Origin of the sequence: Budvicia aquatica DSM 5075 = ATCC 35567 (assembly GCF_000427805.1) — a bacterium.
GTDB lineage: Bacteria > Pseudomonadota > Gammaproteobacteria > Enterobacterales > Enterobacteriaceae > Budvicia > Budvicia aquatica.
On sequence record NZ_ATYS01000002.1, the window covers coordinates 71,133 to 91,977 of the forward strand.

Below are 20,845 nucleotides of genomic sequence, written 5' to 3' on the forward strand. Positions count from 1 at the left end.
ACCATGAAAGTTATGACAAAGAATTTCCGCCTCAATGCGCTGGCTAATGAATTTGCGGCCGCGCTATACCACGACATCACCCAGCAGAACGGCGGTGATTGGTTTTATATCAGTGATAACCGCATTAAGGTTGAGATTATCGGCGGTATCAAGGGCGTTCGTGACCTTGTTGACGCTTACGCATTAGAGGCCTTGAAGGAGAATTACCCTCACTGGGAACGCATAGCCATTAATCTCATGCGGGCTTGCGTTGCTCATGGCTGCCTGACCGATAGCGGGCGTGAAATATGGGCGAGCATGATTAACGATATGGTGTCATCTGTCGGGGGCAATCATGCGTAACATTGACCTTATTCATACTGTTACCCGGGCCGCTGCTGACCGTTGGCCTGATGTACTGGCTAATCTCGGTATTGATGTACCGAACAGCCCCCGGATTCATGCACCGTGCCCCGCTTGCCAAGGTACAGACCGCTTTCGATTCGACGATAACGGCCGGGGCGCCCATATCTGTAATCAGTGCGGTGCCGGTGATGGTCTGGATTTAGTGAAAAAGGTGCTCAATATCGACACCTACGGCGCCGCCAAAGCCATTGCTGAGGTATTAGGTATTGATACCCAGTCACAGCAAACCACCAGCCAGACGAGGGAACTATCAGAAGCCGAGCGAGAGAGCCGCCGGCAAGCGCAATCCGAATCAAAGGCTAACGAGCAGGCTAAAAAGCGAGAACGCTTTATGGCACGTTACCGTACGTTAGAAGCAACGGTCACTAAAGGCACATCGGACTACCTGACCAATAAGGGGCTGACGGGCTTCACTTTCCCCCTGCTACCTGACGGTAATTTACTCATTCCGCTGGTGGATGCGGGCGGTTTTGTCACTGGCGCACAAACGATCACCCCTGCTGGTAAGAAACTGATATTAACCGGCAGCACCAAGAAAGGTAGTTATTACCTCGTCAACGCCCCTGAAACCGTCTCTACGGTGATATTAGCCGAAGGGTTAGCAACGGCGCTGTCTGTTCACTTGATGCGCCCTGATGCGCTCACCGTGGCGGCAATTGATGCGGGTAATCTTCTTCCCGTGGCTGAGGTGATGAGAAACCGCTATCCAGAGGCAACAATCATTCTGGCCGCCGATAACGACATTAAGCTGAATGAGCCGAACACTGGCAAAGACGCAGCAGAAAAAGCGGCCTTATCCGTGGCTGGCTGGGTAGCCCTACCGCCGACGAATGGTCAAGCTGATTGGGATGATTATCGTCAAGAAAATGGATTGGAGGCGGCGGCAGGTATGTTCAATGAATTGCTGTATCAGGTTGAGGGCGGGAAGCTAATGAGCGCTGTCGAAGTTATTGCTACTCATTCGGGCCAGAAGAAAAACAGTGAAGATTTAAAGCCCTACCTTGAGACCCGTCCTGAAGGGTTATTCTGGATAAAGCCGGACATTGTTAAAGGCTCTAGTGAGGTGGTCAATATTGAGCAATGGCTATCTGACCCGATGAAGCCCGCAGCTAAAGGGGTGAACGATATTGGCGAACACTATTTAATCATTGAGTACGGGAAGGGTGAAATCAAAGCGCTACCCAGCGGCAGTGTGGGCGACCGCGAAGGATGGCGGATACTCAGAAGCGCTGGCGTTAACGTGACAGCAAAACCCGCTATGCAGAATATTCTGGCTGACTGGCTGAACACTCGCCGGAATTTAACTAAGTGGCTCGTTACCCATAAATCAGGCTGGCACAAAGGCGCGTACATTATGCCGGACGGTTCAATTATTGGTACACCAGAGCAGCCTATTCTATTCAATGGACAGAGCGCAGCGGCTACCGCCTACCAGACGAAAGGCACGCTTGATAGCTGGCGTGATGATGTTGCCGCATTAGCTGATGGTAATCCCTTCATGATGTTTTCAATAGGCGCAGCATTAGCCGCACCGATGGCAGGTATTACATTGGCGGATAGTTTCGGTATTCACCTTTATGCCCAATCGACCGCAGGGAAAAGCACCACAGCAGACATGGCGGTAAGTTTATACGGCGACCCTGATTTGCAGCGTTTAACGTGGTACGGCACTGCCTACGGTATCGCTAACGAGGCGGTAGCCCACAATGACGGGCTTTTGTATTTGGATGAAGTAGGTCAGGGGGCAGACCCGAAACACGTCTATAAATCGGCTTACACGCTTTTTAATGGTAAGGGAAAGATACAAGGCGCGAGAGACGGCGGCAACCGGCCACTGGAGAGCTGGCGAACCGTCGCTATTAGTACCGGAGAAAAAGACATCGAAACCTTTTTACTCAGCGCGGGGATGAAAGTGAATGCGGGGCAACTTGTCCGATTGCTCAATATCCCGATAGTGAGAGCCACTGAATTGCACGGGCATGAAACAGGCAAGGGACACGCTGATGCTATCCGTTATGGGTGTCGTGATAATTACGGGGCGGCGGGGCGTTATTGGATTGAGTACCTAGCTAATCACAAAGACGCAGCAAGAGAAGCTTACGCCACGGCAACTCGCCGGTGGGCGAAGTTAATCCCGTCTACCTATGGTGAGCAGGTACAGCGTGCATCGGATAGATTTGCAGCCATTGAAGCGGCGTTACTGGCGGGGCGAATTGTCACCGGCTGGAGTGAACAGGACTGTATTGACACGGTTCAAACTGTTTTTAATGTATGGGTTAAAGAATTCGGTACGGGTAACAAGGAAATTCAGCAGATCGTTGAACAGGCTGAGGGATTTTTAACCGCTAGTGGTTTTAGTCGTTATCTGCCGTACCCGAATACCGATGAACGGGATTTGCCTATCCGTGAACTTGCTGGTTACAGAACGGGCAGCATTCGCAATGAAGGTGAAATTTTCAAGTTTTACACATTTCCACATGTCTTTGAGAAAGAGATTGCGACAGGATTTAACCCTCAGCATTTTGCTAAGGCTCTTTCGGCGGCTGGAATGCTAGAGGCGGGTGGCGACCGATTAAAGAAAAAGGGACTCAAGAAGATTGGCGGGAAGCAGCATACTTTTTATGTGTTGATGTATTCGCCGGAGGAAGAAGAGAGCCAGCCAGAATAAAAAATTCACACGCGAGGTAAAAAGTGACGGGTTACACGGGTTATCGGTACTATAAAAAAGTTATCTTATTGATATTAGGTTAATCGTTAAGTAAATCGTAACCCGTGCGTAACCCGTTTAAGGGTAGTTATAACCCGTTTAAGCATCAAAATAACCCGCTACCCTACTAAAGTATGTGGTTATTATGGCTGGTTGTATTTTAATCAATTTGAATGTAAACGGGTTAGGATTGGAACACAAACGGGTTACGCGAGGGTATAAACGGGTTACGATCCTCTGGTTAAAAAATAACACTTACTTAAAAATCAATGGGTAATAATAGTAACGCACCGGTAATAACCCGATAACCCGTGTAACCCGTCACTTTTTTACGCTTTATATATTTTTTTTGGAGATAAAAATTATGACTGCACAAATATCCGCCTATGGGCGACTGGTGGCAGAGGTAAAGACACGGATATCCCATAACGGAACGCATATGGCTATGGGGCGGCTGGCGGTCTCGTTGCCATGCCATAGCGCCACCGATGGACAGGCTACTTTCTGGCTGGGTGTCGTGGGTTTTGGCAAGTTAGCTGAGATACTGGCCAGCCATGAGAAAGGCGATTTAATCAGCGTGTCGGGTAATATGCAGGTTAACCAATGGACGGATAAGGCCGGTGTGGCTCAGACCGGCTATCAGGTGGTTGCCGATACGGTTATCAGCGCTAAGGCAGTCAGTCCAAAGGCTAACAACGGTGCTCCACAATCCTCTACGCCGCCGAACGCTTGGGATATCTATCAGCAGCCGGAGAACTACGACCAGACACCGCCATTTGATGATAATTTTGACGTGAGGGGCTATGAAGATAATCAATTCAGGGGCAAATAGTTTGGAGTTGGCCTACTCGATTTTTGAATGGCGTAAGGTTAAGCCTATTATTGACGAGATAAGGCAAACGACAGGCGCAGAGATACAAATCTATGGTGGACTATTCAAACGTGCCGTTATCAGCGGTACAACCTACCAGATGGATGGTGTTCGCAAGGTGATAAAGCAGAAATATTATCACTAGCGTTTCTGTCCTCATCCGGGCACCTTACCGCCGCCTGGTTGTTATGGTTTGTTATGGTTAGTTTTGCGACCAATACGCGCCAGAGGGTGGCGTAAGCCGCTTAAAAAGAGGTTATCTAAATCAGGGTGAAGATTGAAGAGACTTAAATCAACATCGTCAGTGGTTTCTACGGTATCTGGCACTATCACCAAAGCCCCTAAACGCTTGCCCACTCGAACAGGCCGGTTAATGTCCGTTGCGACGATCCTTGCATCGAGTGATAAACGTAGCTCATACCCGCTGCAGGTGATTGCCTTCGATATCGACGCGCTGACATTGATGACTTTCCAGCGAGGTCAGCAGATAACCGCTACCGGCAAAACAGAATGGCGCAGTAGCTACACGATGGTGATTAAGTCGGTGGAGAGTTTTCAGACTCCATGAAAAAGGAAAGAAAGTAAATGAATAAGCTGGATTGGGGGGCTATCGAGCATGAATACCGCGCCGGTAAGTTATCCATTCGGGCGATTGCTGCTAAGTACGGGGTAAGCGATACAGCTATAGGGAAAAAGGCAAAAAAGCTCGGTTGGGCCTATGGTGGTTTGCAGTCGAAAAAAGGTTTGCACTCAAAGGTTCGCACTAAACAAAATGCGAACCACTGCGAACCAAAAAAAAACGCGAACTAAAAATGACGAATTACCTGGTACTGAATCAGTGGAAACCGAGGGTAAAAATAACAGCATCCAACTATCGATAAACCCTGATGAGTATGGGCTTAGCGAACGACAAGCGATATTCGTTTTTGAGTATTTAAGGTGCCGAAATAAATACAAAGCATACAAAGCCGCTGGTTATAAATGTGAAGGATTAACAGGGCGATCGGCAGCTCGTCGGATGTATCGGAATGTATCGCTAAATAGAGTAATTAAATACGCGATACAGGCGCAACTTGCCCGAATCGAATTTGATGCTGATTGCGTCGTTAGGGAGTGGGTCTCTATTGCTACCGCTGACCCTAATGAATTATCCCAACTCAGGCGAGTTAACTGCCGTCATTGTTGGGGAACTAAACATCATTATCAGTGGAAAGACGAGGCTGAATTTTTTACGGCCGAATCGCTGGCTGTAAAAGACAACGTACCGCCGCCTAGTGACCGTGGCGGTTATGGCTTTACGTCGAATGATGACCCCAACCCCGACTGTCCGAAATGTAACGGCGAAGGTCACCAAGAATTATTTTTACCCGATACCCGCGATTTAAGCCCAAGCGCACAAAAACTCTACGCTGGCGCTAAGCAGACTAAAAACGGCTTAGAGATACAAACACGCGATCAGGACGGCGCTCTTAAGCTACTTGCCCAACATCTGGGCATGTTCAATAAATCAGACAATAACAATCAGCCAATCATTGTTAACAATGCGCTGGATTTACCTGGCGACGATGACGATGACGAAGTGTAAAAAAGACGCAGAATATGCGCTGTTCTGGTCTATAGTGATACCGAAATAGATATTAGCTAACTGGTGCGCAAAGACGCGGTACGCATTCAGGTACGCAGCGGAAAGGTCGGATCAGAGCGTGAACTAATCGAGAGGTAATATGCTAAAATTGGCGTAAATTTTAGACAGGGTATGACAGGATGGTGACTAATGGCACACCGGATAAAGCTCACGACTGAGCAGAAGATTCTTTTTGATGCTCTAACGAAATTACAGCAGAAATTCGTATTAGGCATCTTGAATGGACTGAATCAAACAGAGGCTTATAAACAGGCTGGTGGTAAAGCTAAATCGGATGATACTGCCTACGCCCAGGCAAGCCGAATGATAAGTTTTGATAAGGTTAAATCGTTTTTGGATGAAATGAATGCAGAGGCTATTTCTGATGCTGTTATGACGCGTCAGGAGGCCTTAGAGCGATTATCTACAATGGGCCGTACTAGTCTGTCAAATTTAGCTGAGTTCGGTGAGTACGTTGTAGGGGCTGACGATGACGGTAATCCAATAGTTCAAGCAACGTGGAAGTTTAAAGACTCCGCATTGCAAGACCCCAATGCTATGAGCGCAATAGCTGAGCTGGTGGCTGGCAAAGACGGCATCAAGATAAAGATGCATGACCCTAAAGCCGCTATCAAGCAACTGGCAGATATGCAGGGCTGGGAAGCGCCGAAGAAAACTGAGCTTACCGGGGCCGAAGGTGGGCCGATAGAAATAAAATCTATTAGTGATGAGGAGCTATCAGAAAGATTGAGGGAGTTAGGGTATGGGCGCAAATCAAACCAGCTCGATTCCAAAGTCATCGCCGAAGAATCTGGAGACGCTGGAAGCATTTAAGCAGCAGGCGATTATTCTAGTATCCATTGCCCCGGTATCCACCGAAAAGACGGATTTTTATACGACAAGATTACGGCATGTCCACGGTGAGATTACGGTGAGGGTTCATGTGAGTTAATCCCGTATGTAACCCCCGGTTAGGTTCTTCCCGTTGGGGTCCCCCACTGCGGGGGCGAAGCGACTCCCAGTTCCTACACCCGCGCTATATAAATTTAGGGTTGACAAAATATGGGCGACAAACTTGCATCAATTCCACTGAGAGGCTCATCAATAAAGGGTTTTGTGTTTGTCCTAATTTGTCCACTGGCGACAAACTGCGTTACAAACCGGGGGCAATCTATAAGGGGTGACAAAGTTCGGGGCTACTCATCGAGTGACCGACTACAACCCATCACTTAATTGCTAACCCGATTTTTTAGTTTTCATTCATGAACGCGATCTCCCCATCAATCAGATTAATATCGCGTAAAATGCGATACTTCCCAGACGTGAAAAGTTGATAATCTCGTCTTGGTATAATCCTATCGATATAATAAGCCGCCAAAGTCCATCTAGTCATACTCGCCGATCTCCCATAGATGAGGAATAATCATGTTAAGCCGTGATGTTATCGAAAAGACCATAATTAACGCAGCTCACCAGCAGGGGCATAGTTTAAGTAATCGGGAGCTATTAGATATCCGTACCGGCGTAGCGGCAACGTTGGCTGCTAAAGAACGACACCGGCAGAGAATGAACGCACCCGCCTACCAGTGGAAGAAACCAGAGCCGCACAGGTGATAGAGCACGGTTTAGTTATTTAAAATTGGGCAGGGTTGGACGGATTAAAGGCGGGTAAATAGCGCTACCCCTCACCCTGACTGGCTTTGACCAAGAATTCACAACAAGGCTCGTCTAACAAATGATGTTGCCCATCAGCAAGCCCAATCTTCGTAAATCTTAACAATTCCTAACGTTCTGGCATTCTGCTAGTGACTTATTTCTGGCTGGCGTTAGCAGTAATTGATAACCAGAATAGCCATAAATTTGTTAGTTTACTGAGTTCATCGATCGGTAGTGCTGGTAGATGCAGGAATACGTGTATAGACTCATATAGACATTGATAAATGGATGGCGCAGTGTGTAGACTGAATAATATAGTCTGGTTAGTTTTATTAACCGACTACGGACACCAAAGGAAACCCCATTAAGTAACGGGAGGTTCCACGATGAGAAATAATCAAGTACGAGAATCCATGCCAAGACTGATATCGGATACCAGCTTTAACAGAAAGCTAAACATAACAGAGCATAACCATGAGCATACAAAGATGTTTCTTGAAAAAGGGACGAGTGAATTTGTGTTGCCCGGGTTTATTACTCCTCACGGCTATCGATTGGTGAAATCCACTAGCGGAAATGAGCAATACCGACTAATTACTGACTCGGATGAACCAGAGACCGCTTACGCCGTTAAGCTTGAGTTTATGAACCATATCGTTCCGGGTAAGAAAACATGTACGCAGATTATGGTATGGCGCTCTCTTAGGGGGATTTACGATGACGCAGTAAGAGGGTTAGCAAAGGCTTTCTTTGTGTATTTTCTTGATCAATATCAAATCGTGATTTCAGACAGTGAACAGACGGCCGCCGGTCGTAGGTTTTGGGAGCTGCGCATTACATGGGCACTAGAAACACCTGACTACCATGTTTATGTCTCAGACGGCTCTCAGGAGGAACGTCCATTGACGCGTATTCATACGATGAGCGATTTCTTTGATGTCTGGTCAGATTTTTGTTATGGACATGATTCTGATTGTCACTCACACCGCTTATTGGTTATCAGTACGGAAAACCTGAGTTAGTCATGGTGCGGTGGTTAAAATGTCAGCAATAAGCGTTAAGTAAAATCAAATATGTATAGTAATGTGTATAGTAATTATTACCCCTTGCTTTGGATTTGTTTTATTTCAAGTGGTTACGTGATTAAGTTGAATCCTACAAGAAGATTACGGAAAGGAGCAAGAAAGGGTATCCTGTGAGAAAAGGATCGATCATTAAGGATGTAACGTTTGGGAAATCGGGTACCTGTTACTCTGGGTAGAATTGAACCATTGGCTTACAAACCTTACCGGCCGGGCAAAATAGCTCTGGTTTGTGAAGGTGGCGGCCAGCGGGGCATTTTTACCGCCGGTGTTTTAGATGAATTTCAACGAATGGGGTTTGACCCGTTTGATTTATTAATCGGAACCTCTGCCGGAGCGCAGAATCTATCTGCCTTTATTTGTGGCCAGCCGGGATATGCCCGCCGAGTCATTGTCCGCTACACCACTTCCCCTCAGTTTTTTAATCCGCTGCGTTTTGTACGTGGTGGTAACTTGATCGATTTAGATTGGCTGGTGAATTCTACCCTTGAGCAAATGCCGTTGAATATGGATTATGCTGAACAGCGTATGCATCGCGGCTGTGAATTTTTGATGTGTGCCTGCCGAAGTGATGATTTTACGCCAACCTATTTCCCGGCTAAAAAAGATAACTGGTTAGAGGTGATTAAGGCTTCCAGCGCTATTCCGGGTATTTACCGTTTCGGCGTAGAGCTTGATGGCGTGACTTATATGGACGGCGGCATCAGCGATGCTATTCCGGTTGAAGAGGCATACCGTCGCGGGGCTGATACCATTGTGGTGATTCGCACCGTGCCATCACAGGTTTATTATACTCCGGCGTGGGTTAAGCGTATGGAACGTTGGTTTCCTGAAAGCTCAAGGCCACAGATGTTGCGCATTCTTAACCAGCATGAAGTCAGCTACGTTCGGACTCAACACTTTATTGAAAATCCACCCGACGGGGTTCAAATTCTTGAAATTTTCCCGCCTCATCCGCTGGCCAGCAATGCCTTAGGCAGCCGTATCGGCTCGCTGAATAAGGATTATCATTTAGGTAAACGCTGCGCTCGTTACTTCCTATCGACCATTGGTCGCTCACTGCTACAGATGCATAAAACCAAGGTTAAAAATGATATTAACGTTCAGTCAAAAGAGAATCCGCCGGATCAGGTGAGCCCATAATCAGAGGTTATATGCGCCCGGTTTTTATCGATACTCACTGCCATTTTGATTTTCCGCCGTTCACAACCCATGAACAAGAGAGCCTGACTTTGGCTGCTCAGTCCGGGGTTGAGCGAATTATTGTGCCGGCGGTCAGCGCTGAAATGTTTGACGGTATTCTGAGCCTGAGCCGACAATTTTCGATGGTCTACGCTGCGCTGGGGTTACATCCTCTGTACGTTGCCGTTCACCATCAGGATTCATTGGACCGGTTAGAACAATTACTAAAAGGGAATGCTGTAAAATTAGTGGCGGTGGGTGAGATCGGGCTGGATGAGTATATGGACGAGCCATTAATTGAGCGCCAGCAATGGCTGTTATCTGAGCAGCTTACATTCGCTAAGCGTTACGAACTGCCGGTGATTTTGCACTCTCGGCGGACTCACGATAGGTTGGCTAAGGTATTACGCCAGTCAGACCTGCCTAGAACCGGAGTGGTACACGGTTTTTCCGGGAGTCTGGAGCAGGCGAAGGCCTTTGTACGCTTAGGTTATCGAATCGGCGTAGGCGGCGTAATTACCTATCCGCGGGCGCAAAAGACCCGCAACGTAATGGCTGCGTTACCGTTGAGCGCCTTAGTGTTAGAAACTGATGCGCCAGACATGCCGTTATCAGGATTTCAGGGGCAGCCTAACCGGCCGGAACGTGTTAAACAGGTGTTTGAACAGCTGTGTTTATTGCGTACTGAGCCAGCGCAACAAATTGCTGAACAGTTATATACCAATAGTATGGAACTCTTTTGGCCGGCCTGAGCGGGTTTTAGCGGTAAGGCTTCTTTTTATGCGGGCGTTTTTTCTTCGCCGGTTTGATCGGATCCAGCTCTTTAGCAGCATCTTCACGAGGTTCATTATCACTTTCACCGGTGGTGAGCAACTGCAGGGACTGTTTCCAACTAGGCCGATGGTGGGCCAGTAGGGTATAGGCCAGAATCAGGCCGATTATCATTGCCAGCACTAGCATTAACCTGATCATATTGGTGGTATTTTGAGCCTGCTTCGCTTGTGCATCTGACACATGGGTGTCTAGCGTTAAGCGAATAAAGCCCAGCGGGCCATCTTTGCTATCGATCATTTCAACTATCTGTTGGTTGGCATCGCGTTCAGGTTGTCCCCCTTCAATAGCAAGCCGGTCTTTAAGGCTGGTTTTATCACCTTCTTGTACAATCAACGTGCCATCAACTTTATACACTGAGGCATCAAGTACCCGACTATGTTGCGTCAGGTGTTGTAGAATAGCTCTGATTTGTTGATCATCCGTAGTATCGATTGTTCCGTCGAGTAACGGGCTCAGCGTAAAAGTCACCTGCTTTGCCAGCGTACGGGCCAACTCCTGTGACTGTTTCGCTTGTGCCGCCTGGCTGTTTAGGCTGAAATAGGACGCGCCCTTGATTAGCACAGCTAATAAAGCCAGACAAAACAAGACAATAACAATCCGATGTAGATGAAGCTTAAATTTGAGCCGTTTGGTCATGCAACTACCTTATGTGCCGGAGATGTTTTATGTTGCCAGAACTCTATCCGTTAGGATAGCTTGGGACGCTGTTTTGTCGTTGAATCAATTTATTGTCGGATTTGCACCGTTTTTAAGGAGTCGTAGTAATGCCTATTAGCCTGACTTATAGCGATTTGCCCGCCGAAATCGATTGTTGGCCCGGACTACCGCTATCGTTAAGCGGTGATGAAGTCATGCCGCTCGATTATTGGGCCGGACATACCGGTTGGCTACTGTATGGCAGAGGGTTAGACAAGCAGAGATTAGCCGGGTTCCAGCGTCGCTTAGGTGATGCTCTGGTGGTTGTTTCTGCATGGAGTGTTGATGATTATCAAGTGATTCGCCTTGCCGGCGTACTGTCGACGAAGGCAAAAAAAATTGCGGATGAATATCAGTTAGATGTTGCACAGATGGGCGCATTGCCCTCATTGCGTACCCCGGGATTATTGGTCATGGACATGGACTCGACGGCCATCCAAATCGAGTGTATCGATGAAATCGCTAAGCTGGCCGGCGTTGGTGAGCAGGTGGCTGAAGTCACTGAGCGGGCCATGCGCGGTGAGCTCGATTTTGCAGCCAGCCTGCGTCAAAGAGTGGCAACGCTAAAAGGTGCCGATGCGTCAATTTTAGAGCAGGTCAGAGACGGCTTACCGCTAATGCCGGGGTTAACTGAGCTGGTTGCCCGGCTGCATGAGCTTGGCTGGCATGTTGCTATTGCTTCCGGCGGATTTACTTACTACGCCGACTATCTGCGCGATAAGCTGAATCTGTTCTCGGTTTCGGCTAATCAGTTGGGCATTAAGCAGGGGAAACTGACCGGTAAAGTGGTTGGCCCGATTGTTGATGCAAAGTTTAAAGCCAATAACTTACAGGAACTGGCGGAGTCGCTGGAAATTCCTGTGACACAAACGGTGGCTATCGGCGATGGTGCCAATGACTTAAAAATGATTAAAGTGGCCGGGTTAGGCATTGCCTATCATGCCAAGCCAAAAGTTTATTCAAAAGCCAAAGTGGGCATTCGTCATGCCGACTTGCTGGGCGTACTGTGTATTCTTTCGGCGAGTTTGAATCACGAAGGGCGCTAGATTTAAACAGACCTAAGAAACTTATATTAAATACCGAGGTTATCCATGGCTAAGCCCGCGAAGCGAGCGTTTGTATGTAATGAGTGTGGCGCTGATTATCCACGCTGGCAGGGGCAATGTAGTGCCTGTAATGCCTGGAATAGTATTACTGAGATTCGCCTTGCTGCTGCTTCATCGCCACGGACCGACCGCTTTACCGGCTATGCCGGTGACGGCGGGATCAGTAAAGTTCAGAAGCTATCTGATATCAGTCTGGAAGAGCTACCTCGGTTTTCGACCGGTTTTACCGAGTTTGACCGGGTGTTGGGCGGCGGTGTGGTACCGGGAAGTGCAATTCTTATCGGGGGAAGTCCCGGGGCGGGTAAAAGTACTCTGTTACTGCAAACGATATGCAAGCTGGCCGGACATATGAAGACGCTGTATGTCACCGGTGAAGAGTCGCTGCAACAGGTTGCGATGCGCGCTCACCGACTTGGCTTGCCAACTGAAAACGTGCAGATGCTGTCAGAAACCAGCATTGAACAGATTTGCCTGATAGCAGAACAAGAGCAGCCACGCCTGATGGTGATCGACTCCATTCAGGTGATGCATATGGCCGATATCCAGTCTTCACCCGGCAGCGTTGCGCAGGTGCGGGAAACGGCGGCTTATCTTACCCGCTTTGCCAAAACCAAAGGGGTCGCCATTATTATGGTCGGCCATGTTACCAAAGATGGTTCTCTGGCTGGGCCTAAAGTCTTGGAACACTGTATCGACTGTTCTGTGATGCTGGATGGCGATGCGGACTCGCGTTTCAGAACCTTGCGCAGCCATAAAAACCGTTTTGGTGCCGTGAATGAATTAGGCGTTTTTGCCATGACCGAACAGGGATTAAGAGAGATCAGTAATCCGTCGGCCATTTTTCTCAGCCGGGGTGAGGAAATCACTTCCGGCAGTTCCGTCATGGTGGTGTGGGAAGGCTCCCGCCCGCTGCTGGTTGAGATTCAGGCGCTGGTCGATCACTCCATGTTATCTAATCCGCGTCGGGTTGCGGTCGGTCTGGAACAGAATCGGTTAGCTATATTGTTGGCGGTATTGCATCGGCACGGCGGCTTGCAGATGGCCGATCAGGACGTTTTTGTTAACGTTGTTGGCGGAGTTAAAGTCACTGAAACCAGCGCCGATTTAGCCTTATTGCTCTCGCTGGTATCCAGCCTGCGAGATCGCCCGCTGCCGGAAGACTTAGTGGTGTTTGGTGAAGTTGGCTTAGCCGGTGAGATTCGGCCGGTACCCAGCGGTCAGGAACGAATTTCTGAAGCCTCAAAGCACGGCTTTAAACGTGCAATAGTGCCTTTTGCTAACGTACCTAAAAAGAAGACGCCGGGAATGGAAGTGTTCGGCGTGAAGAAGCTGTCTGATGCATTGGCGGTACTGGAAGATCTTTGATCGAATGTCGGGTGTGTGGCGATAAACTGGCCCGATACTGGAAAATTCTTCAGTATCGGGCCAGTTTATCTTTATAGATTAGAGAACAATGGCGATTTTACCGGTCATATGACCTTCAAGCTGTAATTTGTGTGCTTCGGTGATGCTTTCAACACTAAGTCCGTGCAGGGTTTTACTCAGCGTGCCTTTGAGTTGACCTTCATCCAGCATTTTGGCAACTCGCTGCAAAATTTGGCCTTGTTCTGCCATATCCGGAGTCTGATACATACTGCGAGTGAACATCAACTCCCAGTGGAATGCGACACCTTTAGATCTGACCAACGGCTGAGCCAGCGGCTGTTTGTTTTCTACGATAGAACAGATATGGCCAAACGGCGCAATCACTTCACTTATTGCAGGCCAGTGGCCATCGGTATCGTTCAGACAGAAGATATAATCGACCTGTTTAATATTGTGCTTAAGCAGATTTTGTTTGAGATCCCGGTAATCCACGGTCAGATCTGCACCACGGTCTAGGCACCATTTAGCGGATTCAGGGCGAGATGCGGTGGCAATAATTCGCACTTTACTGCGCAGCGCGGCCAGTGGAATTGCCAGTGAGCCCACTCCGCCTGCACCACCAATAATCAACAGGGTCTTATCATTGCCGGCATCCTGAATTTTTAAATGCTCAAACAGGCCTTCCCATGCGGTAAGCGCGGTCAGTGGGATAGCGGCTGAAGCCGCCCAGTCGAGTGACTTTGGCTTATGGGAAACGATTCGGGAATCAATTAATTGACGAGTTGCATTACTTCCGGCCCGGGTGATATCACCCGCATACCACACTTCGTCTCCTGCTGAGAATCCTTCTACTTTAGCACCGGTGGCAATAACCACTCCGCTGGCATCCCAACCCAGAATACGCGGTTCTTGTAGGCCATTTTGTTTTAGCCCTGCATGAACTTTGGTATCTACCGGATTCATGGCAATCGCTTTTATTTCGACCAGCAAATCGAAGTCGCCGGGGGTTTGCTGCGACAGATCAATCTTAATAAATTGTTGAGGGTCTTTAGGGTCAACGGCAATAGCATAATCAGACATAAATATATTCCTTACTGGAGGGTGATTGCAGTCAGTCTAGCGGTTGGCGTAAAAACTGATAAGATAGGTTAATCAAAACAAACTGTTTATATAAAATGAACAATAATGTTTAAACAATTACAGGATATGGCGCTATTTACGCTGGTGGTCGAGCTGGGGAGTTTCACTGCCGCGGCCAAGCGTGCCGGGCTGCCCAAATCGAGCGTTAGTCAAAGAATTAGCCACCTTGAGCAACAGTTGGGTTTACGCCTGCTGGCCAGAACTACCCGTCAATTGAGCCTGACATTTGCCGGAGAGCGCTATCTGGTGCACTGTCAGGAGATGATTCAGGCGTCAGAGCGGGCCCATCAGTCTTTACAAATGCTCAAGGATTCTCCCAGCGGCAGGATAAGAATTACCGCTCCGGCGGGGCTGGCAATTACGCTGTTGGCTCCGGTAGTGACTGATTTTCAGCAACTGTATCCGGAAGTGTCGGTTGAGGTTTATGTATCAGATACCATGGCAGATCTGGTCGCTTCTGGATTTGATATTGGTATTCGTACCGGCAAACCACAAGATTCAACCCTAATCGGGCGCTTTCTGGGTCATTACCCTCGTTATCTGTTGGCGTCACCGGCCTATCTGGCCCGCTGGCAAACTATTACTCATCCCAGCCAGTTGGAAGGGCACCGCTGTATTACTCACCGGGCATGGTCAGAGTGTATTTTACGTAAAGGAGCTGAGGTTTATCATTGGCTTCAGCCAGCCGACCACGTTACTGATAATTTGTTATACGCCCGGCAGTGTGCCATTGGCGGCGGGGGAATTACATTTTTGCCGGCATTTTTGACCACTGAGGTTATTTCCAGCGGGCAGTTACAGCCGGTGCTGACGGACTGGCAGGCAGAAGGCAATGAGCTCTATTTGGTCTATTCCGACCGTAAGCTCAATATGCCTGCGCTGGATCGCTTTATTGATACGATGATGAACCATCCTCTGGTTGCGGGGCATTCGGCAGCGTTAAATTGAACGGGCTAGCTATCGTTGCCGGCGGCTTTATGCCTAATCTGGTCAGACTCAAGAATAGTCACTGCTTCAGCTATCGGTTCAAATGCCAACTTCCACAGAACGTAGGCGACGTCTCTTGAGTTAATTCCTTTCCATTTCCCGGGCAGAAGGCGGAAAAAGGGAGCACTTACCAGCTCCAGCTGGCGCGGTTTTTTGCGATGGCCAACTAACATTGAAGGCCGCAGCAGAGCTAAGTATGGCCAGTTTTGAGCAATCAGGGACTGTTCCATGGTGCCTTTGGTCTTATTATAGAAAACCCAAGACTGTGCATTAGCGGCGATAGCGCTGACCACCAAATAGCGTGTCGCACCTAAACGCAGGGCCGTTTTCCCGCCATGAACCGGCAGCACCACGTCGGCAAAGCGAAAAGCTTCACGGCTACCGGCTTCTTTTTGAGTGGTTCCCAGGCAGCAGAAGGCGGCGTCGACAGGTTCGGTCAGCGTATCCAGCAGGATCTGAACGTCGCTACCGACGGGGTTGATGACTTTATCGCTGGCAGATAATAGCGGTTTACGGGTCGGTGCATAGATATGGGTAATGCGTGGATCTGATTCGAGCATGGCTAACAGCTGGCTGCCGACTAGTCCTGTCGCGCCAAGCAATAAAACTTTTGTTGTCATTGACTCTCTCCGGTTCAATTGCTGATAAAGTGGTTTAATTTGATTTCAGTGCAAATTTCGTCCGCATAATCAGTAATGGAATATCCATTTTACGAGCGACCGAGGGGCGGTGTTTTTCGATGTGTGGCTTACGTCACTAAGATCCAAACGGCGACCTCTCCCTCAGTTTGAATTTTTAAAACTAAAACGTTGGCATATAAGGTTTGTTATCAATCTATAACGCCCCTGACGGGGCGTTATAGGGGGACTACTTTAAGCATAGATCAGAAATTACTTGATCATCTTTTTATACTTAATACGGTGTGGCTCAAGGGCTTCAGCTCCCAGAGTCCGTTTTTTCCACTCTTCATATTCGGTAAAGTTACCTTCGAAGAATTCAACTTTACCTTCATCGCCGTAGTCCAGAATATGGGTAGCGATACGGTCAAGGAACCAACGGTCATGGGAAATAACCATGGCGCAGCCCGGGAACTCTAACAGCGCATTCTCTAGCGCGCGCAGGGTTTCAATATCCAGGTCGTTGGTCGGTTCATCGAGCAGTAACATATTGCCGCCAACCTGCAGCAGCTTAGCTAAATGCAGACGACCGCGCTCACCGCCGGATAATTCACCAACCCGTTTACCCTGATCGACACCTTTGAAGTTAAAGCGGCCAACGTAGGCACGGCTTGGCATTTCAAAGTTTCCGATACGCATGATGTCCTGACCGCCTGAGACTTCTTCCCATACGGTTTTACTGTTGTTCATGCTGTCGCGGAACTGGTCTACAGAAGCTAACTGAACGGTTTCGCCTAAGCTGATGTTACCTGAGTCTGGCTGTTCTTGACCCGAAAGCATACGGAACAGGGTTGATTTACCCGCGCCGTTTGGCCCGATAATACCGACAATTGCGCCTTTCGGAATAGCGAACGTCAGGTCTTCGATCAGCAGGCGGTCGCCGTAAGATTTAGTCAGGTTATTGACTTCCAGTACCTTATCACCAAGGCGTTGGCCCGGTGGAATAAACAGTTCACTGGTTTCATTACGTTTTTGATATTCGACGCTATTAAGCTCTTCAAAACGGGCCAGACGCGCTTTGCCTTTAGACTGACGGCCTTTGGCTCCCTGACGAACCCACTCCAGCTCTTTCTCGATCGACTTACGGCGTGCAGCTTCGGAAGAGGCTTCCTGTGCCAGACGCTGATCTTTTTGTTCCAGCCATGAAGAGTAGTTGCCTTCCCACGGAATACCTTCACCGCGGTCAAGTTCAAGGATCCAGCCGGCTACGTTATCAAGGAAGTAGCGGTCATGGGTAATGGCCACTACGGTTCCTTCATAGTCATGCAGGAAGCGTTCTAACCACGCGACTGATTCAGCATCAAGGTGGTTCGTGGGTTCATCAAGCAGCAGCATATCTGGCTTTTCAAGCAGCAGACGGCAAATTGCTACGCGGCGACGTTCACCACCGGACAGATGCTCAATGCGGGCATCCCAAGGCGGTAAACGCAGAGCATCGGCGGCACGTTCTAGCTGATGATCCAGATTGTGGCCATCATGAGACTGAATAATGGCTTCCAGAATGCCTTGCTCTTTAGCCAGCTTATCAAAGTCAGCATCCGGTTCAGCATAAGCGGCATAAACCTCGTCTAAACGGGTTAACGCATTCTTTACTTCGCTGACCGACTCTTCAACTGATTCACGAACCGTATGCGCCATATTAAGCTGCGGTTCTTGCGGCAGGTAACCGATTTTGATACCCGGCTGCGGGCGCGCTTCGCCTTCAATGTCGGTATCAATACCGGCCATTATGCGTAATAGCGTTGATTTACCTGAGCCATTTAAGCCCAGTACGCCAATTTTGGCTCCGGGGAAAAAGCTCAGAGAGATATTTTTTAGGATATGTCGCTTCGGAGGAACGACCTTTCCGACCCGATGCATAGTATAGACGTATTGTGCCACTGTTCTTCAAGCCTCGTTATGACTAACTTTGTTAACTATCCATAATATACCCGTCATACTTCAAGTTGCATCTTTGTTGGCTACGTTCGCTCACCCGAGTCACTTACCTGAGTAAGCTCATCGGGGCTTGCTCCCTTGCCGCCGTAATGTAATTCGAATTATTTAGGGCATATAGATAGGGCATAGATGGGGCATTATGCCCTAAATCTTACATAATCACTTCAATATGATCGGTGATGAATAATAAACGACAATCTGCCAGAAATATTCTTTAAACATCATCATGTTGAGTTATCAGAATTTTTACATCTATAGTTTAGCGCTTTTCATCATTGTATCCCAGTGGTTGGCTCTGGGTGTGGTTATAAAATGTGGAGTAGCTCCCTTTCTTTCACGGGCCAGTGATGATTTATCACCGTACTTTGCGCTTGTGAATTATGCGGCGTATTAGATTGAGCAAAACTGAATTTTGGCTGTCTTAAGACATTAAGTTTCATACTTTATGATGACGCAGCGATAAATTTCAGGTGGCGGGCCGACATTGGGGATAAACCTCTTTATACTCAATTGACATGGTATTGCATTTCAAATGCAAAAGGTGAGTACCATCAGGCTGCTTCCGGCTATCTATATTAGGCCCGCAGTATATTTAAGTAGCTAAATGACAGGATAAGTGAGGATGCTCGTGACGGATAATTGGCGTAATTTAATTAAGAAAAGCACATTAGTAGCGGGTTTAGTTATTGCGGTAACAGCCCAGAGTGCATGGGCTGATTCGCTAAACGCCCAGCGTGAGCGCTATCAGCAAATCAAACAGGCGTGGGATAGTAAGCAAACGGACGAAGTATCCCGTTTGATGCCGACGCTGAGCGCTTATCCCCTTTATCCTTACCTTGAATATCGCCAGTTAACGCAGGATTTAAGTTCGTTAACCGTGGCCGATGCCGGTAAGTTTGTTACCCGTTATCCGACGCTGCCTTTGTCGCGCAATTTACAAAATAACTTTATTAATGAACTGGCTAATCGCCAGGACTGGCGCGGGATACTCGAATTTTCAACGCAGGCGCCTAATTCAGTCGCTGCCCGCTGTAACTATTTTTATGCTAAATGGGCAACCGGTGAAAAGCAGGCCGCCTATGATGAAGCAAAAACTATCTGGCTGAGTTCTAAATCGTTACCGGGCGCGTGCGACAAGCTATTTACCGAGTGGCGTAATGCCGGCCACCAAACGGCACTGATTACCCTTGAGCGAATTCGCTTAGCCAGTCAGGCAGATAATATGCCATTGGTGAGTTCGCTCATTGCACAGCTTCCGGCTAACTATAAAACTATTGGTGAAGGACTGAGCAAGTTGCAGAAGAATCCTGCGACCGTTGAAGCCTTTGCCCGAGATTTTGCACCCACGGATTTTACGCGTGAAGAAACCCGTCTGGCATTTGCCAAACTGGCCCGTAAAGATATTGAAAAAGCGCGGGCTATTTTGCCGCAAATTTCTCGCCAGCAAAAAATGAGCAAAGATCAACATCAGGCGCTGGAGAATATTATTGCCGGGCGATTGATCGGTAATAGTGTAACCAGTGAAGAGGCTTCATGGCGTGATTCTGCCATCGCGAAAGGTGGTGATAGCGACCTTATTGAACGCCGGATTCGTTTAGCGTTGGGTAATGGGGATAAACAGGGAGTATCTAAATGGATCGCGCTGTTACCTCAGGATGCATCAGCTAAAGAAGAGTGGCGCTATTGGTATGCTGACGGATTGCTGGAAAATGGCAAACGCAGTGAAGGCAAAGCAATTTTACGGGAGTTAACTAAAAATCGTGGGTTTTATCCTATGGTTGCGGCGCAGCGTTTAGGTATTCATTACCCGGTTCAGATGGATAAAGCCGTTAAACCAACCCAAGATCTGATACAACGTCCTGAAGTCGATCGGGTTCGGGAACTGATGTATTGGGGGCAGGATAATCTGGCTCGAAGCGAGTGGCGTAACCTGATTTTGAGCCTTGATAAGCCTCAGCAGGAAGGTTTGGCACGCTATGCTTATGAGCAGGGCTGGGCCGATCTCAGCGTGCAGGCAACGATTGTGGCTAAGCTGTGGGATCATATTGAAGAGCGTTTCCCGCTGGCGTATCCGAATTTGTTCAAATCCTCGACCAATAATAAAGATATCAATATCTCTTTTGCCATGGCAATAGCCCGTCAGGAAAGCGCCTGGAACCCTCAGGCTCAGTCTCCGGTAGGTGCCCGTGGCTTGATGCAACTCATGCCGGCAACCGCCAAGCAGACGGCAAAACAAAATGATGTAACTCATTATAACAATGCCAGCCAGCTGTTCGATCCTGAAACGAATATTCAGTTGGGTACCAGCTATCTGGAACACACTTATCAGACCTTTGGCCAAAACCGTATTTTGGCCGCAGCGGCCTATAACGCGGGCCCAAGCCGGGTTAAGTCGTGGTTAAATAATAGCGCAGGGCAGCTTGATGCCGTGGCGTTTATTGAAAGCATTCCTTTTAATGAAACCCGCGGTTATGTGAAGAATGTTTTGGCCTATGATTTGTTCTATCGTAGCTTTATGAATAAAGAACCGATTGTGATGACTGACGTTGAGTGGAAGCGCCGCTATTAATTTCAG

The 20,845-nt window shown here is 48.3% G+C and carries 19 protein-coding genes and 1 pseudogene; 16 read left to right on the forward strand and 4 right to left on the reverse strand.

What is annotated here, in order from left to right; all coding sequences use genetic code 11:
• The first annotated feature begins 3 nt into the window (after positions 1–3).
• The 12 genes and pseudogenes from YWE_RS0101970 to YWE_RS0102020 all read left to right on the forward strand — a co-directional run bounded on the left by YWE_RS0101970 (position 4) and on the right by YWE_RS0102020 (position 10,279).
• A complete protein-coding gene (locus YWE_RS0101970; protein ID WP_029092998.1) occupies positions 4–342 on the forward strand; it encodes a hypothetical protein in 339 nt (112 codons plus the stop codon).
• Positions 335–3,073, forward strand: a complete 2,739-nt coding sequence (locus YWE_RS0101975; RefSeq protein ID WP_029092999.1) for a TOPRIM and DUF927 domain-containing protein — start codon at positions 335–337, stop codon at positions 3,071–3,073. The genes YWE_RS0101970 and YWE_RS0101975 overlap by 8 nt, the downstream gene beginning before the upstream one ends.
• A 403-nt stretch (positions 3,074–3,476) precedes the next feature.
• Positions 3,477–3,944 (forward strand): single-stranded DNA-binding protein, encoded by a 468-nt coding sequence (locus tag YWE_RS26345; RefSeq protein WP_051323138.1) that lies wholly within the window; start codon positions 3,477–3,479, stop codon positions 3,942–3,944.
• Positions 3,916–4,128: a hypothetical protein gene (locus tag YWE_RS0101985; protein ID WP_127526439.1), complete on the forward strand. Its 213-nt coding sequence runs from the start codon at positions 3,916–3,918 to the stop codon at positions 4,126–4,128. Before YWE_RS26345 ends, YWE_RS0101985 begins: the two co-directional genes overlap by 29 nt.
• A gap of 132 nt (positions 4,129–4,260) precedes the next feature.
• Positions 4,261–4,551 carry a hypothetical protein gene (locus YWE_RS26350; RefSeq protein ID WP_036014764.1) on the forward strand — a complete coding sequence of 97 codons (291 nt, stop codon included), beginning with the start codon at positions 4,261–4,263 and terminating at the stop codon, positions 4,549–4,551.
• Positions 4,552–4,568: 17 nt separating this feature from the next.
• Positions 4,569–4,793 (forward strand): hypothetical protein, encoded by a 225-nt coding sequence (locus YWE_RS31085; RefSeq protein ID WP_051323139.1) that lies wholly within the window; start codon positions 4,569–4,571, stop codon positions 4,791–4,793.
• Positions 4,756–5,568 carry a terminase small subunit gene (locus tag YWE_RS26360; protein ID WP_161628758.1) on the forward strand — a complete coding sequence of 271 codons (813 nt, stop codon included), beginning with the start codon at positions 4,756–4,758 and terminating at the stop codon, positions 5,566–5,568. The genes YWE_RS31085 and YWE_RS26360 overlap by 38 nt, the downstream gene beginning before the upstream one ends.
• Positions 5,569–5,757: 189 nt before the next feature.
• A complete protein-coding gene (locus YWE_RS29375; RefSeq protein WP_071605812.1) occupies positions 5,758–6,441 on the forward strand; it encodes a terminase small subunit in 684 nt (227 codons plus the stop codon).
• Positions 6,442–7,032: 591 nt separating this feature from the next.
• On the forward strand, positions 7,033–7,221 hold the full coding sequence (locus YWE_RS0102005) for a hypothetical protein (protein ID WP_029093001.1): 189 nt from the start codon (positions 7,033–7,035) through the stop codon (positions 7,219–7,221).
• Between the two features lie 428 nt (positions 7,222–7,649).
• Positions 7,650–8,285: a hypothetical protein gene (locus YWE_RS0102010; protein ID WP_029093002.1), complete on the forward strand. Its 636-nt coding sequence runs from the start codon at positions 7,650–7,652 to the stop codon at positions 8,283–8,285.
• Positions 8,286–8,492: 207 nt separating this feature from the next.
• Positions 8,493–9,422, forward strand: a pseudogene (locus YWE_RS26375) (patatin-like phospholipase family protein); the annotation flags it as partial.
• Positions 9,423–9,499: 77 nt separating this feature from the next.
• A complete protein-coding gene (locus YWE_RS0102020; RefSeq protein WP_029093003.1) occupies positions 9,500–10,279 on the forward strand; it encodes a TatD family hydrolase in 780 nt (259 codons plus the stop codon).
• 7 nt (positions 10,280–10,286) lie between these two features.
• On the opposite strand, the gene YWE_RS0102025 is transcribed toward YWE_RS0102020, so the two are convergent.
• Positions 10,287–10,997 carry an AhpA/YtjB family protein gene (locus YWE_RS0102025; RefSeq protein ID WP_029093004.1) on the reverse strand — a complete coding sequence of 237 codons (711 nt, stop codon included), beginning with the start codon at positions 10,995–10,997 and terminating at the stop codon, positions 10,287–10,289.
• A 128-nt stretch (positions 10,998–11,125) separates the two neighbouring features.
• On the opposite strand from YWE_RS0102025, the gene serB reads away from it, so the two are divergent.
• Both serB and radA read left to right on the forward strand, forming a co-directional pair.
• Positions 11,126–12,103 carry a phosphoserine phosphatase gene (gene serB, locus YWE_RS0102030; protein ID WP_029093005.1) on the forward strand — a complete coding sequence of 326 codons (978 nt, stop codon included), beginning with the start codon at positions 11,126–11,128 and terminating at the stop codon, positions 12,101–12,103.
• Positions 12,104–12,148: 45 nt separating this feature from the next.
• Positions 12,149–13,528 (forward strand): DNA repair protein RadA, encoded by a 1,380-nt coding sequence (gene radA, locus YWE_RS0102035; RefSeq protein ID WP_029093006.1) that lies wholly within the window; start codon positions 12,149–12,151, stop codon positions 13,526–13,528.
• A 78-nt stretch (positions 13,529–13,606) separates the two neighbouring features.
• On the opposite strand, the gene YWE_RS0102040 is transcribed toward radA, so the two are convergent.
• The gene (locus tag YWE_RS0102040; protein ID WP_029093007.1) at positions 13,607–14,608 is read right to left on the reverse strand and encodes a zinc-binding alcohol dehydrogenase family protein; all 1,002 of its coding nucleotides are present in this window, start codon (positions 14,606–14,608) and stop codon (positions 13,607–13,609) included.
• A 105-nt stretch (positions 14,609–14,713) separates the two neighbouring features.
• Between YWE_RS0102040 and YWE_RS0102045 the strand changes: the two genes are divergently transcribed.
• Positions 14,714–15,616 (forward strand): LysR family transcriptional regulator, encoded by a 903-nt coding sequence (locus YWE_RS0102045; protein WP_029093008.1) that lies wholly within the window; start codon positions 14,714–14,716, stop codon positions 15,614–15,616.
• A gap of 5 nt (positions 15,617–15,621) precedes the next feature.
• Here YWE_RS0102045 and YWE_RS0102050 read toward each other — a convergent pair whose 3' ends face one another.
• Together YWE_RS0102050 and ettA are read right to left on the reverse strand one after the other, a co-directional pair.
• Positions 15,622–16,275: a Rossmann-fold NAD(P)-binding domain-containing protein gene (locus YWE_RS0102050; protein ID WP_036014768.1), complete on the reverse strand. Its 654-nt coding sequence runs from the start codon at positions 16,273–16,275 to the stop codon at positions 15,622–15,624.
• Positions 16,276–16,545: 270 nt separating this feature from the next.
• A complete protein-coding gene (gene ettA, locus YWE_RS0102055; protein ID WP_029093010.1) occupies positions 16,546–18,213 on the reverse strand; it encodes an energy-dependent translational throttle protein EttA in 1,668 nt (555 codons plus the stop codon).
• Between the two features lie 679 nt (positions 18,214–18,892).
• Between ettA and sltY the strand changes: the two genes are divergently transcribed.
• Positions 18,893–20,839 (forward strand): murein transglycosylase, encoded by a 1,947-nt coding sequence (sltY, locus tag YWE_RS0102060; RefSeq protein WP_036014771.1) that lies wholly within the window; start codon positions 18,893–18,895, stop codon positions 20,837–20,839.
• Positions 20,840–20,845 lie beyond the last annotated feature (6 nt).

Excerpts from the sequence above, each read along its gene's own strand:
- YWE_RS0101970 (WP_029092998.1), top strand. The coding sequence starts at position 4 with ATGAAAGTTATGACAAAGAATTTCCGCCTCAATGCGCTGGCTAATGAA.
- YWE_RS0101975 (WP_029092999.1), top strand. The coding sequence starts at position 335 with ATGCGTAACATTGACCTTATTCATACTGTTACCCGGGCCGCTGCTGAC.
- YWE_RS26345 (WP_051323138.1), top strand. The coding sequence starts at position 3,477 with ATGACTGCACAAATATCCGCCTATGGGCGACTGGTGGCAGAGGTAAAG.
- YWE_RS0101985 (WP_127526439.1), top strand. The coding sequence starts at position 3,916 with ATGAAGATAATCAATTCAGGGGCAAATAGTTTGGAGTTGGCCTACTCG.
- YWE_RS31085 (WP_051323139.1), top strand. The coding sequence starts at position 4,569 with ATGAATAAGCTGGATTGGGGGGCTATCGAGCATGAATACCGCGCCGGT.
- YWE_RS26360 (WP_161628758.1), top strand. The coding sequence starts at position 4,756 with ATGCGAACCACTGCGAACCAAAAAAAAACGCGAACTAAAAATGACGAA.
- YWE_RS29375 (WP_071605812.1), top strand. The coding sequence starts at position 5,758 with ATGGCACACCGGATAAAGCTCACGACTGAGCAGAAGATTCTTTTTGAT.
- YWE_RS0102005 (WP_029093001.1), top strand. The coding sequence starts at position 7,033 with ATGTTAAGCCGTGATGTTATCGAAAAGACCATAATTAACGCAGCTCAC.
- YWE_RS0102010 (WP_029093002.1), top strand. The coding sequence starts at position 7,650 with ATGAGAAATAATCAAGTACGAGAATCCATGCCAAGACTGATATCGGAT.
- YWE_RS0102020 (WP_029093003.1), top strand. The coding sequence starts at position 9,500 with ATGCGCCCGGTTTTTATCGATACTCACTGCCATTTTGATTTTCCGCCG.
- YWE_RS0102025 (WP_029093004.1), bottom strand. The coding sequence starts at position 10,997 with ATGACCAAACGGCTCAAATTTAAGCTTCATCTACATCGGATTGTTATT.
- serB (WP_029093005.1), top strand. The coding sequence starts at position 11,126 with ATGCCTATTAGCCTGACTTATAGCGATTTGCCCGCCGAAATCGATTGT.
- radA (WP_029093006.1), top strand. The coding sequence starts at position 12,149 with ATGGCTAAGCCCGCGAAGCGAGCGTTTGTATGTAATGAGTGTGGCGCT.
- YWE_RS0102040 (WP_029093007.1), bottom strand. The coding sequence starts at position 14,608 with ATGTCTGATTATGCTATTGCCGTTGACCCTAAAGACCCTCAACAATTT.
- YWE_RS0102045 (WP_029093008.1), top strand. The coding sequence starts at position 14,714 with ATGTTTAAACAATTACAGGATATGGCGCTATTTACGCTGGTGGTCGAG.
- YWE_RS0102050 (WP_036014768.1), bottom strand. The coding sequence starts at position 16,275 with ATGACAACAAAAGTTTTATTGCTTGGCGCGACAGGACTAGTCGGCAGC.
- sltY (WP_036014771.1), top strand. The coding sequence starts at position 18,893 with ATGCTCGTGACGGATAATTGGCGTAATTTAATTAAGAAAAGCACATTA.